Annotated in this window: 13 protein-coding genes; 5 read left to right on the forward strand and 8 right to left on the reverse strand. The window is 74.5% G+C overall.

Annotated elements, in window-relative coordinates:
- The first annotated feature begins 121 nt into the window (after positions 1 to 121).
- Entirely contained in the window at positions 122 to 742 is a 621-nt protein-coding gene (idi, locus tag ACFCY7_RS36625; RefSeq protein WP_376490399.1) for an isopentenyl-diphosphate Delta-isomerase, read from the forward strand.
- Here idi and ACFCY7_RS36630 read toward each other — a convergent pair.
- Both ACFCY7_RS36630 and ACFCY7_RS36635 read right to left on the reverse strand, forming a co-directional pair.
- The gene (locus ACFCY7_RS36630) at positions 708 to 1,226 is read right to left on the reverse strand and encodes an ATP-binding protein (RefSeq protein WP_376490410.1); all 519 of its coding nucleotides are present in this window, start codon (positions 1,224 to 1,226) and stop codon (positions 708 to 710) included. The two genes, idi and ACFCY7_RS36630, sit on opposite strands and share 35 nt — an antisense overlap.
- Positions 1,227 to 1,356: 130 nt before the next feature.
- On the reverse strand, positions 1,357 to 1,971 hold the full coding sequence (locus ACFCY7_RS36635) for an HdeD family acid-resistance protein (RefSeq protein ID WP_376490411.1): 615 nt from the start codon (positions 1,969 to 1,971) through the stop codon (positions 1,357 to 1,359).
- A gap of 117 nt (positions 1,972 to 2,088) precedes the next feature.
- Here ACFCY7_RS36635 and ACFCY7_RS36640 point away from each other — a divergent pair, with 117 nt between their 5' ends.
- Entirely contained in the window at positions 2,089 to 2,832 is a 744-nt protein-coding gene (locus ACFCY7_RS36640; RefSeq protein WP_376490400.1) for an enoyl-CoA hydratase/isomerase family protein, read from the forward strand.
- A 16-nt stretch (positions 2,833 to 2,848) separates the two neighbouring features.
- On the opposite strand, the gene ACFCY7_RS36645 is transcribed toward ACFCY7_RS36640, so the two are convergent.
- Together ACFCY7_RS36645 and ACFCY7_RS36650 are read right to left on the reverse strand one after the other, a co-directional pair.
- Positions 2,849 to 3,493: a DJ-1/PfpI family protein gene (locus ACFCY7_RS36645; RefSeq protein ID WP_376490401.1), complete on the reverse strand. Its 645-nt coding sequence runs from the start codon at positions 3,491 to 3,493 to the stop codon at positions 2,849 to 2,851.
- 163 nt (positions 3,494 to 3,656) lie between these two features.
- Complete coding sequence (locus ACFCY7_RS36650; protein ID WP_376490402.1) at positions 3,657 to 4,628, reverse strand: GlxA family transcriptional regulator; 972 nt, start codon at positions 4,626 to 4,628, stop codon at positions 3,657 to 3,659.
- A gap of 124 nt (positions 4,629 to 4,752) precedes the next feature.
- Between ACFCY7_RS36650 and ACFCY7_RS36655 the strand changes: the two genes are divergently transcribed.
- Together ACFCY7_RS36655 and ACFCY7_RS36660 are read left to right on the forward strand one after the other, a co-directional pair.
- The gene (locus ACFCY7_RS36655) at positions 4,753 to 5,619 is read left to right on the forward strand and encodes a hypothetical protein (protein ID WP_376490403.1); all 867 of its coding nucleotides are present in this window, start codon (positions 4,753 to 4,755) and stop codon (positions 5,617 to 5,619) included.
- 107 nt (positions 5,620 to 5,726) lie between these two features.
- On the forward strand, positions 5,727 to 8,156 hold the full coding sequence (locus ACFCY7_RS36660; RefSeq protein ID WP_376490404.1) for a Tex family protein: 2,430 nt from the start codon (positions 5,727 to 5,729) through the stop codon (positions 8,154 to 8,156).
- A 151-nt stretch (positions 8,157 to 8,307) separates the two neighbouring features.
- On the opposite strand, the gene ACFCY7_RS36665 is transcribed toward ACFCY7_RS36660, so the two are convergent.
- The 4 genes from ACFCY7_RS36665 to ACFCY7_RS36680 form a co-directional block, all read right to left on the reverse strand.
- Complete coding sequence (locus ACFCY7_RS36665) at positions 8,308 to 8,709, reverse strand: hypothetical protein (protein WP_376490405.1); 402 nt, start codon at positions 8,707 to 8,709, stop codon at positions 8,308 to 8,310.
- Complete coding sequence (locus ACFCY7_RS36670) at positions 8,706 to 9,440, reverse strand: 2-phosphosulfolactate phosphatase (RefSeq protein ID WP_376490406.1); 735 nt, start codon at positions 9,438 to 9,440, stop codon at positions 8,706 to 8,708. The genes ACFCY7_RS36665 and ACFCY7_RS36670 overlap by 4 nt, the downstream gene beginning before the upstream one ends.
- Positions 9,440 to 11,077, reverse strand: a complete 1,638-nt coding sequence (locus tag ACFCY7_RS36675) for an ABC-F family ATP-binding cassette domain-containing protein (RefSeq protein ID WP_376490407.1) — start codon at positions 11,075 to 11,077, stop codon at positions 9,440 to 9,442. Before ACFCY7_RS36675 ends, ACFCY7_RS36670 begins: the two co-directional genes overlap by 1 nt.
- A gap of 232 nt (positions 11,078 to 11,309) precedes the next feature.
- On the reverse strand, positions 11,310 to 11,786 hold the full coding sequence (locus ACFCY7_RS36680; RefSeq protein ID WP_376490408.1) for a hypothetical protein: 477 nt from the start codon (positions 11,784 to 11,786) through the stop codon (positions 11,310 to 11,312).
- Positions 11,787 to 11,856: 70 nt separating this feature from the next.
- Between ACFCY7_RS36680 and ACFCY7_RS36685 the strand changes: the two genes are divergently transcribed.
- Positions 11,857 to 12,822, forward strand: coding sequence for an NAD(P)/FAD-dependent oxidoreductase (locus tag ACFCY7_RS36685; RefSeq protein ID WP_376490409.1), 966 nt, complete (start codon positions 11,857 to 11,859; stop codon positions 12,820 to 12,822).
- The last annotated feature ends 64 nt before the right edge of the window (positions 12,823 to 12,886 follow it).

Here is a 12,886-nt window from a genome sequence, read left to right on the forward strand (position 1 = left end):
ACCGGTGCCCCTCCGGTGCGGCGGGAGCGGCCACGTCCGGCCGACGAAGTACGGACAAGCCGGTTTTGTACGGCAGACTGTGGTGGCCCCACCGGGCCGAGGACCGAAGCGAAGGATGGGTATGCCGACCACACCAGCCACCGCGGCTCAGATCTCGCCGGAGATCACGTCGAACGGTGTCCAGCCGTCCGGAGCCGCGGCGCCGATCATGCTCGAACTGGTCGACGAGGAGGGGAGGACCATCGGCACGGCGGAGAAGCTCGCCGCCCATCAGGCGCCGGGTCAGCTCCACCGCGCCTTCTCCGTCTTCCTCTTCGACGAGGACGGGCGCCTGCTGCTCCAGCGCCGTGCGCTCGGCAAGTACCACTCCCCCGGCGTGTGGTCGAACACCTGCTGCGGCCACCCCTACCCGGGCGAGGCGCCGTTCGCCGCGGCGGCCCGGCGGACCTTCGAGGAGCTCGGCGTCTCGCCGACGCTGCTCGCCGAGGCCGGAACCGTCCGGTACAACCACCCGGACCCCGCGTCGGGCCTGGTGGAGCAGGAGTTCAACCACCTCTTCGTCGGCCTCGTGCAGGCCGAGCCGCGGCCGGACCCGGAGGAGATCGAGGACACCGCCTTCGTGACCGCCGAGGAGCTGGCCGAGCGCCACGCCGCCGCGCCGTTCTCCGCCTGGTTCATGACGGTGCTCGACGCGGCGCGTCCGGCCGTCAGGGAGCTGACGGGTCCGTCCGGGGGCTGGTGACCGTCGGGTGCGGCGCGCTCCCCGGCCCCGGTGCCATCGGGGCCAGGGGCAGCGCCGCCCAGATGATCTTCCCTCCGGTCGCGGTGTGCTCGACGTCGCAGGCGCCGCCGGCCTCCTGGGCGACCTCCCGGACGAGCAGCAGCCCGCGCCCGCCCGTCTGCCCGTAGTCCGCTTCCAGCGCCTTGGGGCGGTACGGGTGGTTGTCCTCGACGGACACCCTGATCCACTCGGGGCCGATGGCCACCTCCACCGCTATCTCCGGGGACAGCAGCGCCGCGTGCCGCACGGCGTTGGTGACCAGCTCGGAGACGATCAGCAGCAGGCCGTCCATGATCTCCTCGTGGAGGGGGACGCCCTGGCGGACCAGCAGGTCGCGTACGGCGTGCCGGGCCTGCGGGACGGAGACGTCGACCGCGGCCGCGGTGAAGCGCCAGACTCCTTCGTAGGACGGTTGCCGGGTGGGGACGCCTCCGTGGGTGTCCACGGTCCCGTTCCCACCCTCGTGCTCGATTCTCGCCACGGATCGAGTCTTGGCAATCCGCGCGGGCAGACCGGCCTACTGACCAGAAGTCGACACTTATCGGCCGCCTTCTGACCGCCTGGGTATGCCGACGTCAATTGTTCGACTGATCCTGCACGATTTCTGATGACTCCGGAGGTGTGCCCGTCGCCGGCATCGGCGGGGTCACCATACCGACGATGCGCCGGCCCCCGACGCCCATGGCGATCAGGCCGAGACCGTCGAACAGCAGCGCGAGCGAGAAGAAGACCCCGAGCACGTACCGGCTGCTGTCCGGCCAGTCGAACAGGACGAGCAGGCCGAGCAGCAGACCGAAGGCACCCTGGAGCAGGGTCCAGCCGAACTGCGGCCCGCGCACCACCAGACTGCCCACCAGTCGGAAGAGCCCGCCGGTCAGGAAGAGCAGCGCGGCGAACATCGTCAGCGCCTCCGCCGAGCCCTCCGGATGGCGGATCACCACGACGCCGGCCGCGATGTTCAGCGCGGCCACCACCACGGCGAGCCAGAAGGAGCTGGTGCCCCGTGACCCGATGGCCTGGAGGAGTCCCACCACGCCGCCGATCAGCAGCAGCCAGCCGAAGAGCAGCATCGAGGTCAGGGTCGCCAGGCCCGTGTAGACCAGACCGACGACACCGGCGATCACCAGCAGGACGCCGAGCGCCGCCAGCCAGCCGAATCCGCGCCTCAGCTTCTTCCCCTGACGGGCCATGTCCCGGACGGAGTCCGTCGCGGCAATGGGGTCACGGGCGTCCTCCGCCATGCGGTGCCTCCTCGGAGCGACCCCTTCCTGATCGTACGTTCGGGCCCGGCGGATAGCATCCGGCCCATGGAGCCGCAGCTGAAGGACAGCGTCACGGACGGGGTCGCCACCGTCGTCATCGCCAACCCCGCCAAGCGCAACGCGATGAGCGCCGGCATGTGGCGCGCCCTGCCCGGCATCCTGGAGCGGCTCGCCGCCGACCCGGCCGTCCGGGTGCTCGTCCTCACCGGCGAGGGCGACACCTTCTGCGCCGGGGCCGACATCTCGACGCTGCGGGAGTCCGGAGAAGAGCAGCAGACGGCCTCGGTACGGGCCGAGGAGGCGCTCGCGGCCTTCCCCAAGCCGACCTTGGCGGCCGTCCGCGGCTTCTGCGTCGGGGGCGGCAGCCAGCTCGCCGCCGCCTGCGACCTGCGCTTCGCCGAGGAGGGCAGCCGGTTCGGGATCACCCCCTCGAAGCTCGGCCTCGTCTACCGGTCCTCGTCGACCCGCAGGCTCGCCGCCCTCGTGGGCCCGTCGACCGCCAAATACCTGCTGTTCTCGGGCGAACTGATCGACGCGGACCGGGCGTTGCGGACCGGGTTCGTGGACGAGCTCCACCCGGTGGGCGCACTCGACAAGCGGGTGGCCGAGTTCGCCCGGATCCTCGTCTCCCGGTCGCTGCTGACCCAGGCGGCGGCCAAGGAGTTCATCGACGGGCGGCTGGACCGGGACGCCCACTGGGCGGAGCAGGCGCGCGGCAGCGGCGACAGCGCGGAGGGTGTCGCCGCCTTCCTCGAGCGCCGCGCGCCCCGCTTCACGTACGGCCTCTGAGCCCGCGAGCGGGGTCTCAGCCCTCCTTGACGAGGTCCCTGGTGTCCGTGCCCCGCCAGTGCGCGACGATCGCCGCCGGGGCCTTCTCCGGGGATCCCGCGTCGTAGGGCGGCTGGGGGTCGTACTCGGTGAGCAGCTGGATCGTCTGGGCGACCTCGTCGCCGGCGATCCGGCCGAGCAGGTGCAGCGCCATGTCGATGCCGGACGAGACCCCTGCGGCCGTGACGTACTTGCCGTCGAAGACGACCCGCTCGCCGGTCGGCTCGACGCCCTGGGCCCGCAGTTCGTCGAAGGCGAGCCAGTGGGTGGTCGCCCGGCGGTCCTCGAGCAGGCCGGCCGCGGCGAGGATCAGCGAGCCGGTGCACACCGAGGTGGTCCAGGTGCTGGTGGCGTCGGCCGCGCGCAGCCAGTCCAGGGTCTCCTGGTCGTGCATGGCCACGCGCGCGTCGGGTCCGCCGGGGACCAGCACGATGTCCGGGCTCGGGACCTCGGCGAGGCTCTTGTCGGCGACGAGGGCCAGGCTGCCCTGGTCGTTGCGGACCGGCCCGGCCTCCTTGGCGACGAAGACGGTCTCGGCTCCGGGGAGGCGGGCCAGGAGCTCGTACGGCCCGACGGCGTCGAGGGTGGTGAAGCGGTCGTAGAGCAAAACGGCGATCTGCATGTCGGTTCCTCGATCGGTTGGCGGAACGGTCGATGGCGGACCCGGGCGACCACGGATCCACGGGCGAAGGGTCGCCCCACGAAGGGATCGCTTCCGGACGGCGCGCGGTCGACCACGGGAGAGCCCGCCGACGGCCGAGGCCGACGACGGCGCAGGAGGACGGTCAGGTGAGGACCGCGTGGAAGCGGCGGCGGTACTCCGCCGGGGCGGTGCCGAGCGCCTTGAGGAAGGCGCGGCGCATGGCCTCCGGGGTGCCGTAGCCGGAGGCGCGGGCGACCTCTTCGACGCCGCGCGAGGTCTCCTCCAGGAGGCGGCGGGCGTGTTCGAGCCGGACCCGGTCGACGTAGCGGCCGGGCGGGGTGCCGGTCTCCGCGTGGAAGGCCCGGGCGAAGTGGCGGGACGAGAGGCGGACGCGGGCGGCGAGCGCGTCGACGGAGAGGTCGGCGTCGGGGTGCTCGGTGATCCAGTGCTGGAGGTCGCGCAGCGGCTCCCGGCGGGCGGTCTGGGCGGACAGCTGGGCGCTGAACTGGGCCTGGTTGCCGGGGCGGCGCAGGAAGACGACCAGATGGCGGGCGACGGTGAGGGCCACGTCCCGGCCGAGGTCCTCCTCGACGAGGGCGAGGGCGAGGTCGATGCCCGCGGTGACGCCGGCGGAGGTGGCGAGCCTGCCGTCCCGTACGAAGATCGGATCGGGGTCGACGTCGACGTCCGGGTAGCAGCGGGCGAGGTGGTCGCAGGCGACCCAGTGGGTGGTGGCCCGGTGCCCGTCGAGCAGACCGGCCTCGGCGAGGAGCAGCGCCCCGGTGCAGACGGACACCAGGCGCCGGGCGCGCGGGGCGTGGGTGCGCAGCCAGTCGACGAGGGCGGGGTCGGGCACCCGGGTGCCCTCGCCGCCGGGGACGACGAGGGTGTGCGGCGGGCCGTCGGCGACGGCCTCGTCGAGGGTGGTGTCGGGAAGCAGGCGCAGGCCGCTGTGCGTGCGGACCGGGCCGCCGTCCAGGGAGGCGGTCCTGAGGGGGTACGCGGCCGGGTCGCCGGCGGCGCGGCCGGCACCGGCGAACACCTCGACGGGTCCGGTGACGTCGAGGCTCTGGACGTCGTCGAAGAGGACGACGAGGAGGGGGCGCTGCGTCATGCCTCCATCCTTCGCGGCGGCCGTGGCGTCCGCAACGACGGGCAACCCACCTTTCCTGCCATCGTCCCGGTGGGCGCGGTCCGCCTGTTCCCGTCGTACCGACCAGTCGGTAACGTTCGCGTCCATGACGACTCCACTGCCGCCGCGCGCGGGGCGCCGCTGCCACAACGCCCTCAACCCGCTGCACTCCACGCTGTACTTCTCGCCTGACCTGGACCGCGAGTTCGCCGCCCTCGGCTTCACCGACCAGAGCTCGATGCGGCTCGCCGCACGGAGCGCCGCCCTCGGCGCGGTGGGCGCGGGCACGGTCGCCGCGACCTTCTACAACTACAACCACGAGCTGCTCGCCCGGCACCTGCCCGCCGTCTGGGAGACCGCCTCCCCCGCCGAGGTGCTGGACGCGCGGCTGCGGACCGCCGACGCGACCCTGCGCCGGCTGCTCGGCGACGACGCCGTCGCCTCCCCGGAGATGGCCGAGGCGGCGGAGCTCGCGCTGCGCGCCGCCGAGGCCTGCACCCGGCACGCCCGGCCGCTGTACTCGGCCCACGCGGACCTGCCGGTGCCCGAGCAGCCCCACCTCGCCTACTGGCACGCCGCGACCCTGCTGCGCGAGCACCGGGGCGACGGGCACCTCACGGCCCTGCTCTCCGCCGGCCTCGACCCCGTCGAGGCCCTCGTCTCGCACACCGCCACCGGCAAGGGCATGGCCCCCCGCTGGGTCCTCGGCTCCCGCGGCTGGCGGCGCGCCGACTGGGACGCGGCGGTGGAGCGGCTGCGCGGGCGCGGGCTGCTCGACGCCGACGGGGAGCTGACGGAGTCGGGCACCGCCCTCCGCGCCGAGCTGGAGGAGCACACCGACCGGCTGGACTCCGCGCCGTACGAGCACCTCGGCGCGGTCGGCGTCGAGCGCCTGACCGGGCTGGGCCGCGGCTTCCTGTTCGCCGCGGCGGCCGCGGGCGCCTTCCCCGCGGACCTCACCGGCAAGGGGTGACACCGGCCCCGGCGAACCGCCGGAACGGGTCGGTTGCCGCGTCCGGGTGACCGACCCGGCACAATGCACTCGCAAGCTTGAGGCACGAGAAGGCGAGTCGGGACACCGTGACGACGTCCATCGAAGCAAGGATCGCCGAGGAGCTCGGCGTACGCGAGCGACAGGTGAAGGCAGCCGTCGAGCTCCTCGACGGCGGTTCGACCGTCCCGTTCATCGCGCGCTACCGCAAGGAAGCGACCGAGATGCTCGACGACGCGCAGCTGCGCACCCTGGAGGAGCGGCTGCGCTATCTGCGCGAGTTGGAGGACCGCCGGACGGCGATCCTCGACTCGGTACGCGAGCAGGGCAAGCTGACGCCGGAGCTGGAGGCCGGCATCCGGGCGGCCGACACCAAGGCGCGCCTGGAGGACATCTACCTGCCCTTCAAGCCGAAGCGCCGGACCAAGGCCCAGATCGCCCGTGAGGCCGGTCTCGCGCCGCTGGCGGAGGGCCTGCTCGCCGACCCGTCCGTCGAACCGACGGCCGCCGCCGCGGCCTTCGTGGACGGGGACAAGGGCGTCGCGGACGCCGCCGCCGCGCTGGAGGGCGCGCGGGCGATCCTCGCCGAGAAGTTCTCCGAGGACGCCGACCTCATCGGCGAGCTGCGCGAGCGCATGTGGGGCCGCGGCCGGCTCGTCGCGAAGGTGCGGGACGGGCAGGAGGAGGCCGGGTCGAAGTTCGCCGACTACTTCGACTTCGCCGAGCCGTTCACGGCGCTGCCCTCGCACCGGGTGCTCGCCATGCTGCGGGGCGAGAAGGAGGACGTGCTCAGCCTCGACCTGGAGCCGGAGGAGCCGTCGGAGCTGCCCGGCCCGTCCTCGTACGAGGGGATCGTCGCGGGTCGCTTCGGCGTCGCCGACCGGGGGCGCCCGGGCGACAAGTGGCTCCAGGACACGGTCCGCTGGGCCTGGCGGACCCGCATCCTCGTCCACCTCGGGATCGACCTGCGGCTGCGGCTGCGGACGGCGGCCGAGGACGAGGCGGTCAGGGTGTTCGCGGCGAACCTGCGCGACCTGCTGCTCGCCGCGCCCGCCGGCACCCGGGCGACGCTCGGCCTCGACCCGGGCTTCCGCACCGGCGTGAAGGTCGCCGTGGTCGACGCCACCGGCAAGGTGGTGGCCACGGACACGATCTACCCGCACGTCCCCGCCAACAAGTGGGACCAGGCGCTCGACCGGCTGGCCCGCCTGGCGAAGGAGCACGCGGTCGAACTGGTCGCGATCGGCAACGGCACGGCGTCCCGCGAGACCGACAAGCTCGCGGCCGAACTCCTGGCCAAGCACCCCGAGTTGAAGCTGACGAAGGTGATGGTCTCGGAGGCGGGCGCCTCGGTCTACTCGGCCTCCGCCTTCGCCTCGCAGGAACTCCCCGGGCTCGACGTGTCGTTGCGCGGCGCCGTCTCCATCGCGCGGCGGCTCCAGGACCCGCTCGCGGAGCTGGTGAAGATCGACCCGAAGTCCATCGGCGTGGGCCAGTACCAGCACGACCTGGCCGAGGTGAAGCTCTCGCGCTCGCTCGACGCCGTCGTCGAGGACTGTGTGAACGGCGTCGGCGTCGACGTCAACACCGCCTCCGCGCCGCTGCTTTCGCGGGTTTCCGGCATCAGCGGCGGCCTCGCCGAGAACATCGTGGCGCACCGGGACGCCAACGGACCGTTCCGCTCCCGCCGGGCGCTCAAGGACGTGGCCAGGCTCGGCCCGAAGGCGTACGAGCAGTGCGCGGGCTTCCTGCGCATCCGGGGCGGCGACGACCCGCTCGACGCGTCGTCGGTGCACCCCGAGGCGTACCCGGTGGTGCGCCGGATGGTGAAGGCGACGGGCGGCGAGGTCGCGGCGCTGATCGGCGACACCGGCAGGCTGCGCTCGCTCCGGGCGGACGACTTCGTCGACGGGACCTTCGGTCTGCCGACGGTGACCGACATCCTGCGCGAGCTGGAGAAGCCCGGCCGCGACCCGCGTCCGGCGTTCAAGACGGCCACCTTCAAGGACGGCGTCGAGAAGATCGGCGACCTCGCGTCCGGAATGGTCCTGGAGGGCGTCGTCACCAACGTGGCCGCCTTCGGTGCGTTCGTGGACATCGGCGTGCACCAGGACGGGCTGGTGCACGTGTCCGCGATGTCGAAGAACTTCGTCAAGGACCCGCGCGACGTGGTGAAGCCCGGCGACGTGGTCAAGGTGAAGGTCATGGACGTCGACATCCCGCGCAAGCGCATCTCCCTGACCCTCCGCCTCGACGACGAGCCGGGCGCGGACGCGGCCGGCGGCGCTCCCAAGCGCGAGCGGGGCGAGCGCCCTCCGCAGCAGCGACAGAGCGGCACCCGTGGCGGTAACGCCGGTGGTGGCGGTGGCGGTGGCCGCAGGAACGAGCGGGGCGGCCGGGACGAGCGGGGCGGCCGGGACCGCGACCGTTCGCAGGCACCCGCCCCCGGCAACAGCGCCATGGCGGACGCCCTGCGCAAGGCCGGCCTCCTCGGCGAAGGCGGCGGGAAGCGCCGCTAGGCCCTGTCCGGAAAGTCCCGCCCGGCTCTACTTCCGGACGGGGCCCAGGGGACGCCGGCCGGCACGCCGCCGGCCGGCCACGGAACGACTGAGGCCGCGCCCCGGCGGGGCGCGGCCTCGGCCGTGCGGGGCGGGCCCGCGGGAGGTCGGGTCACGGCAGGAAGCGCATGGCCCATTCGGCGCGGTGGGCGACGGTCAGGTCGTCGTCGTCGGTGAGCGGCTGGAGCAGCGCGCGGGCGGCCTTCGGGTCGGCCTGCACGAGCTCGACGATCTCGGCGGCCAGGCCGTCCTGGTCGTCGCCGAGGTCGACGGCCGAGGCACGGACCAGGGTCGGCAGGGCCTCCGGGCCGCCGATGGCGGCGAGGACGCCGCCGAGGAGCTCGCGGGCGTAGGCGTTCCGCTCGGTGAGGGCGCGGTCGAGCTCCGACTGGAGGCGCGGCAGGAGGCCCGCGTCGCCCGAGGCGGCGATCTCGTCGGCGAGGTCGATCGTCTCGTCGACGTCCGCGTCCAGATCGTCCAGCATCTCGGTCAGCCGGGTCAGTAGGTCGGTCATGCTGCTGCCTCCTGGAAAGCGCCGTCCACGAGAACGGGAACGGTCGTCGAGCTGTCGGTCTCGGCGGCCACGGCCACGTCCTGCGGATAGCCGTACTCGTACAGTTCACGGCCCGAGTCGCAGCCGTGCAAGGCGGCGACCGGGTCCTTCGTCGCCGACCACAGCGTGGCCGCCGCGGTCGCCTCCGGGGTCATCGGGCCCGTGCCGGCGAGGCCGGCGAGGCCGGCGAGGACCGCCCCCGCGCCCAGCAGGTCCTCCAGCGCCGGGCGCAGCGATCCGTCGGGCCACCGCTCGCCGGCGGCGACGACCGCGAGCGGGCGTTCCGCCGTGCCGTAGCCGCGGTCCGTGAGCCAGCGGGCGACCGCGGTGCGGTTGCGCAGGGAGGCGGCGACGACGGTCGCGCCGCCGGCCTCGGCCGCGATCGTGGAGCCGTTCGGGGACGGCAGGACCAGACGGGCGGGCGCCGGGGCGGCGCGCAGGGCCGCCGGGGAGAGCGACCACGGGTGCTCGGGGGTCGCCTCGCGGCGGCCGACGGCGAGAGCCGCCCCGACGCGGTCCGCGTACGCGGCGGCCGTGGCGTCCCGCCACCGGTAGGGGTGGACGGCCGTGCCGGCCTCGACGGCGACGCCCACGGCGGTGGTGAACGACAGCACGTCGACCACGACCACGCAGGCGGCCGCCCGGGCGAGGGCCCGCGCCTCGACGGGCCCCCAGCCGAAGGAGACCGTCATCAGAGTTCGGTCACCTTGCCGCCGGCGACCTCGATGCGCCGGGTGGTGCGGACCGCGTCGAGCATGCGGCGGTCGTGGGTGACCAGGAGCAGGGTGCCGGTGTACGAGTCGAGGGCGGACTCCAGCTGCTCGATGGCCGGCAGGTCGAGGTGGTTGGTCGGCTCGTCGAGGACGAGGAGGTTCACGCCCCGGCCCTGGAGCAGGGCGAGCGCGGCGCGGGTCCGCTCGCCCGGGGAGAGGGTGGTGGCGGGCCGCAGCACGTGCTCGGCCTTGAGGCCGAACTTGGCGAGCAGCGTCCTGACCTCGGCGGGCTCGGTGTCGGGCACCGCCGCGCAGAACGCCTCCAGGAGGGTCTCGGTGCCGTGGAACAGCTTGCGGGCCTGGTCGACCTCGCCGACGACGACGCCCGAGCCGAGGACCGTGTCGCCCGAGTCCAGCGGGAGGCGGCCGAGCAGGGCCGCGAGCAGGGTCGACTTCCCGGCGCCGTTGGCACCGGTGACGGCGACCCGGTCGGCCCAGTCGATCTGGAGGGTGACGGGGCCGAAGGAGAAGTCGCCGCGGCGGACCTCGGCCTCGCGCAGGGTCGCCACGACCGAGCCGGAGCGCGGCGCGGAGGCGATCTCCATGCGCAGCTCCCACTCCTTGCGGGGCTCGTCGACGACGTCGAGGCGTTCGATCATGCGCTGGGTCTGCCGGGCCTTCGCCGCCTGCTTCTCGCTGGCCTCGCTGCGCGCGTTGCGGCCGAGCTTGTCGCCGTCGGTGGCCTTGCGGCGGGCGTTCTTGACGCCCTGCGTCATCCAGGAGCGCTGCATGTGGCCGCGCGCCTCCAGGGCGGCCTTCTTGCCCGCGTACTCCTCGTAGTCCTCGCGCGCGTGGCGCCGGGCGGTGTCCCGCTCGTCGAGGTACGCGTCGTAGCCGCCACCGTACAAGGTGATCTGCTGCTGGGCCAGGTCGAGTTCGAGGACCTTGGTGACCGTGCGGGTGAGGAACTCGCGGTCGTGGCTGATGACGACCGTCCCCGCGCGCAGGCCCTTCACGAAGGCCTCCAGGCGCTCCAGGCCGTCGAGGTCGAGGTCGTTGGTGGGCTCGTCGAGCAGGAAGACGTCGTAGCGCGAGAGGAGCAGGGAGGCGAGGCCGGCGCGGGCGGCCTGGCCGCCGGAGAGGGCGGTCATCGGCTGGTCGAGGCCGACGGTGAGGCCGAGGGAGTCGGCGACCTCGTCGGCGCGCTCGTCGAGGTCGGCTCCGCCGAGGTTCAGCCAGCGCTCCAGGGTGACGGAGTACGCGTCGTCGGCGCCCGGGGTGCCGTCGACGAGGCCCTGGGTGGCCTCGTCCATGGCGGCCTGGGCGGCGGCGACACCGGTGCGCCGGGCGAGGAACTCGCGGACGGTCTCGCCCGCGCGCCGCTCCGGCTCCTGCGGGAGGTGACCGACGGCGGCGGTCGGCGGGGAGAGCCGCAGCTCGCCCTCCTCCGGGGTGTCGAGGCCGGCGAGCAGCCGCAGCAGCGTCGACTTGCCGGCGCCGTTGACGCCGACGAGGCCGATGACGTCGCCGGGGGCGACGACCAGGTCGAGCCCGGCGAAGAGGGTGCGTTCGCCGTGGCCGGCGGCGAGGTCCTTGGCGACGAGGGTTGCAGTCATCAGGGGACGAATCTTACGGGGGCGCCCGCCCGGCCGTACCGCCGGTCACGGCTCCCGCCGCACCCCCTGGTCACCCGGCCCGTCACGGAGCCCCGTCGCCCGGCCCGCCACCCGCGCCGCGGCGGTGCCCCGCGACACCGCCGGGCACACCGTCCGACCACGCCGTCCGGACACCCCGCCGCGTCACACCGCTCCGTCACACCGCTCCGTCACACCCCCGTCACGCCGCCCGTCACGCCGCCCGGAGGGTCCCGGCCGGTGCGCCCGCGTCGCCGGCGTGCTCCGCGAGCAGGCGGTGGAGGACCGCGCGGTAGGTGGCGCCGTGGAAGAGGTACGGGCCGATGCCGGGGTAGACGTCACGCTCGGGGTCGACGGCGGGGCCGGTCTGCCAGGCGAGGTCGCGCCAGACGACGTCCTCGCCGGCGCGCTCGACGACGGCGGTGACGGCTCCGCAGCCGGGGTCGTCGCAGTCGGGGCAGGAGTGGACCACCCGGCGGGTGCCGTCGGCGAGCAGGAGGAGCTCGGCGTGCCCGGCACGGATCGTGGGCGGGAGGTCCGCCGCGAGCGGCGAGACGGCGTCGACGCCGTCGACCTCGTCGAGCCGGTGGAGCAGCGCCCTGCCGTCGACGAGGACGTCGCGGCGGGGGGTGGACGCACCGCCCGCGCGGTCGGCGGGGGCGAGGTCGAAGGATGTGTACGGGACCGGCATGACTCGAGTCTTCCGGTTTTCCGTGGCCGGGCCGTCCCGGAAATGTCCCGGTCCCGGTACGGTCCCGGCCATGGAGAGCGACGTGAGCGACGTGATCGTGGTGGGCGGCGGGGTCATCGGTCTGACGACGGCGGTGACGCTGGTGGAGCGCGGGCTCCGGGTACGGGTCTGGTCGCGGGACGACGTCACGGCGACGACCTCGGCGGTGGCGGGCGCGCTGTGGTGGCCGTACCGGATCGAGCCGGCGGCGGAGGCGGGGGCCTGGGCGCTCGACTCGCTGCGGGTGTACGGGGAGTTGGCCGCCGATCCGGAGCGGACCGGGGTGCGGTGGGTGCCGGGCGTCCACGCGGACACCGCCCTCGACGGCCTCGGGTCGTGGGCGAAGGAGGTGCCGGGCCTGCGCCGGCTGGCTCCGGAGGAGGTGCCGGGGCCGTACGCCGCGGGTCTGGCGGCCCGGCTTCCGCTGATCGACATGCCGGTCCATCTGAGGTGGCTGCGGCACCGGTTCGAGGCGGCCGGCGGGGTCTTCGAGCGGCGCGCGGTCGCCGGCTTCGAGGAGGCGGCGACGCGGGCGCGGGTGGTCGTCGACTGCACCGGCGCGGCGGCGCGGGAGCTCGTACCGGATGCCGGACTGCGGCCGGTGCGGGGGCAGTTGGTCCTGGTGGAGAACCCCGGGATCGAGGGGTGGTTCACCGCGGCGGACGCCGGGTCGCGCGAGACGACGTACTTCTTCCCGCAGCCGGGGCGGTTGGTGCTCGGCGGGACGGCCGAGGAGGGCGACGAGCGGCTCGCACCCGATCCGGCGACGGCGGCGGGGATCGTCGCCCGGTGCGCGCGGGTGCGGCCGGAGATCGCGGGGGCGCGGGTGATCGGGCACCGGGTGGGGCTGCGGCCTGCCCGGGTGGGCGGGGTGCGGATCGAGGCGGTGCCGCTGCCGGGCGGCGGGCGGCTGGTCCACCACTACGGGCACGGGGGCGCCGGGGTGACCGTGGCGTGGGGCTGCGCGGAGCGGGCGGCGGAGCTGGTCTGCGGCTGAGCCGGCTCCGGCCGCGCCGCCGGACCACGCCCGGCGCCGGGCGTGGTCCGGGTCGGACCACGCC

Origin of the sequence: Streptomyces sp. NPDC056361, assembly GCF_042262805.1 — a bacterium.
Lineage (GTDB): Bacteria > Actinomycetota > Actinomycetes > Streptomycetales > Streptomycetaceae > Streptomyces.

Coding starts and splice junctions, on each gene's coding strand:
- idi (WP_376490399.1), top strand. CDS start 122: ATGCCGACCACACCAGCCACCGCGGCTCAGATCTCGCCGGAGATCACG.
- ACFCY7_RS36635 (WP_376490411.1), bottom strand. CDS start 1,971: ATGGCCCGTCAGGGGAAGAAGCTGAGGCGCGGATTCGGCTGGCTGGCG.
- ACFCY7_RS36640 (WP_376490400.1), top strand. CDS start 2,089: ATGGAGCCGCAGCTGAAGGACAGCGTCACGGACGGGGTCGCCACCGTC.
- ACFCY7_RS36645 (WP_376490401.1), bottom strand. CDS start 3,493: ATGCAGATCGCCGTTTTGCTCTACGACCGCTTCACCACCCTCGACGCC.
- ACFCY7_RS36650 (WP_376490402.1), bottom strand. CDS start 4,628: ATGACGCAGCGCCCCCTCCTCGTCGTCCTCTTCGACGACGTCCAGAGC.
- ACFCY7_RS36655 (WP_376490403.1), top strand. CDS start 4,753: ATGACGACTCCACTGCCGCCGCGCGCGGGGCGCCGCTGCCACAACGCC.
- ACFCY7_RS36665 (WP_376490405.1), bottom strand. CDS start 8,709: ATGACCGACCTACTGACCCGGCTGACCGAGATGCTGGACGATCTGGAC.
- ACFCY7_RS36670 (WP_376490406.1), bottom strand. CDS start 9,440: ATGACGGTCTCCTTCGGCTGGGGGCCCGTCGAGGCGCGGGCCCTCGCC.
- ACFCY7_RS36675 (WP_376490407.1), bottom strand. CDS start 11,077: ATGACTGCAACCCTCGTCGCCAAGGACCTCGCCGCCGGCCACGGCGAA.
- ACFCY7_RS36680 (WP_376490408.1), bottom strand. CDS start 11,786: ATGCCGGTCCCGTACACATCCTTCGACCTCGCCCCCGCCGACCGCGCG.
- ACFCY7_RS36685 (WP_376490409.1), top strand. CDS start 11,857: ATGGAGAGCGACGTGAGCGACGTGATCGTGGTGGGCGGCGGGGTCATC.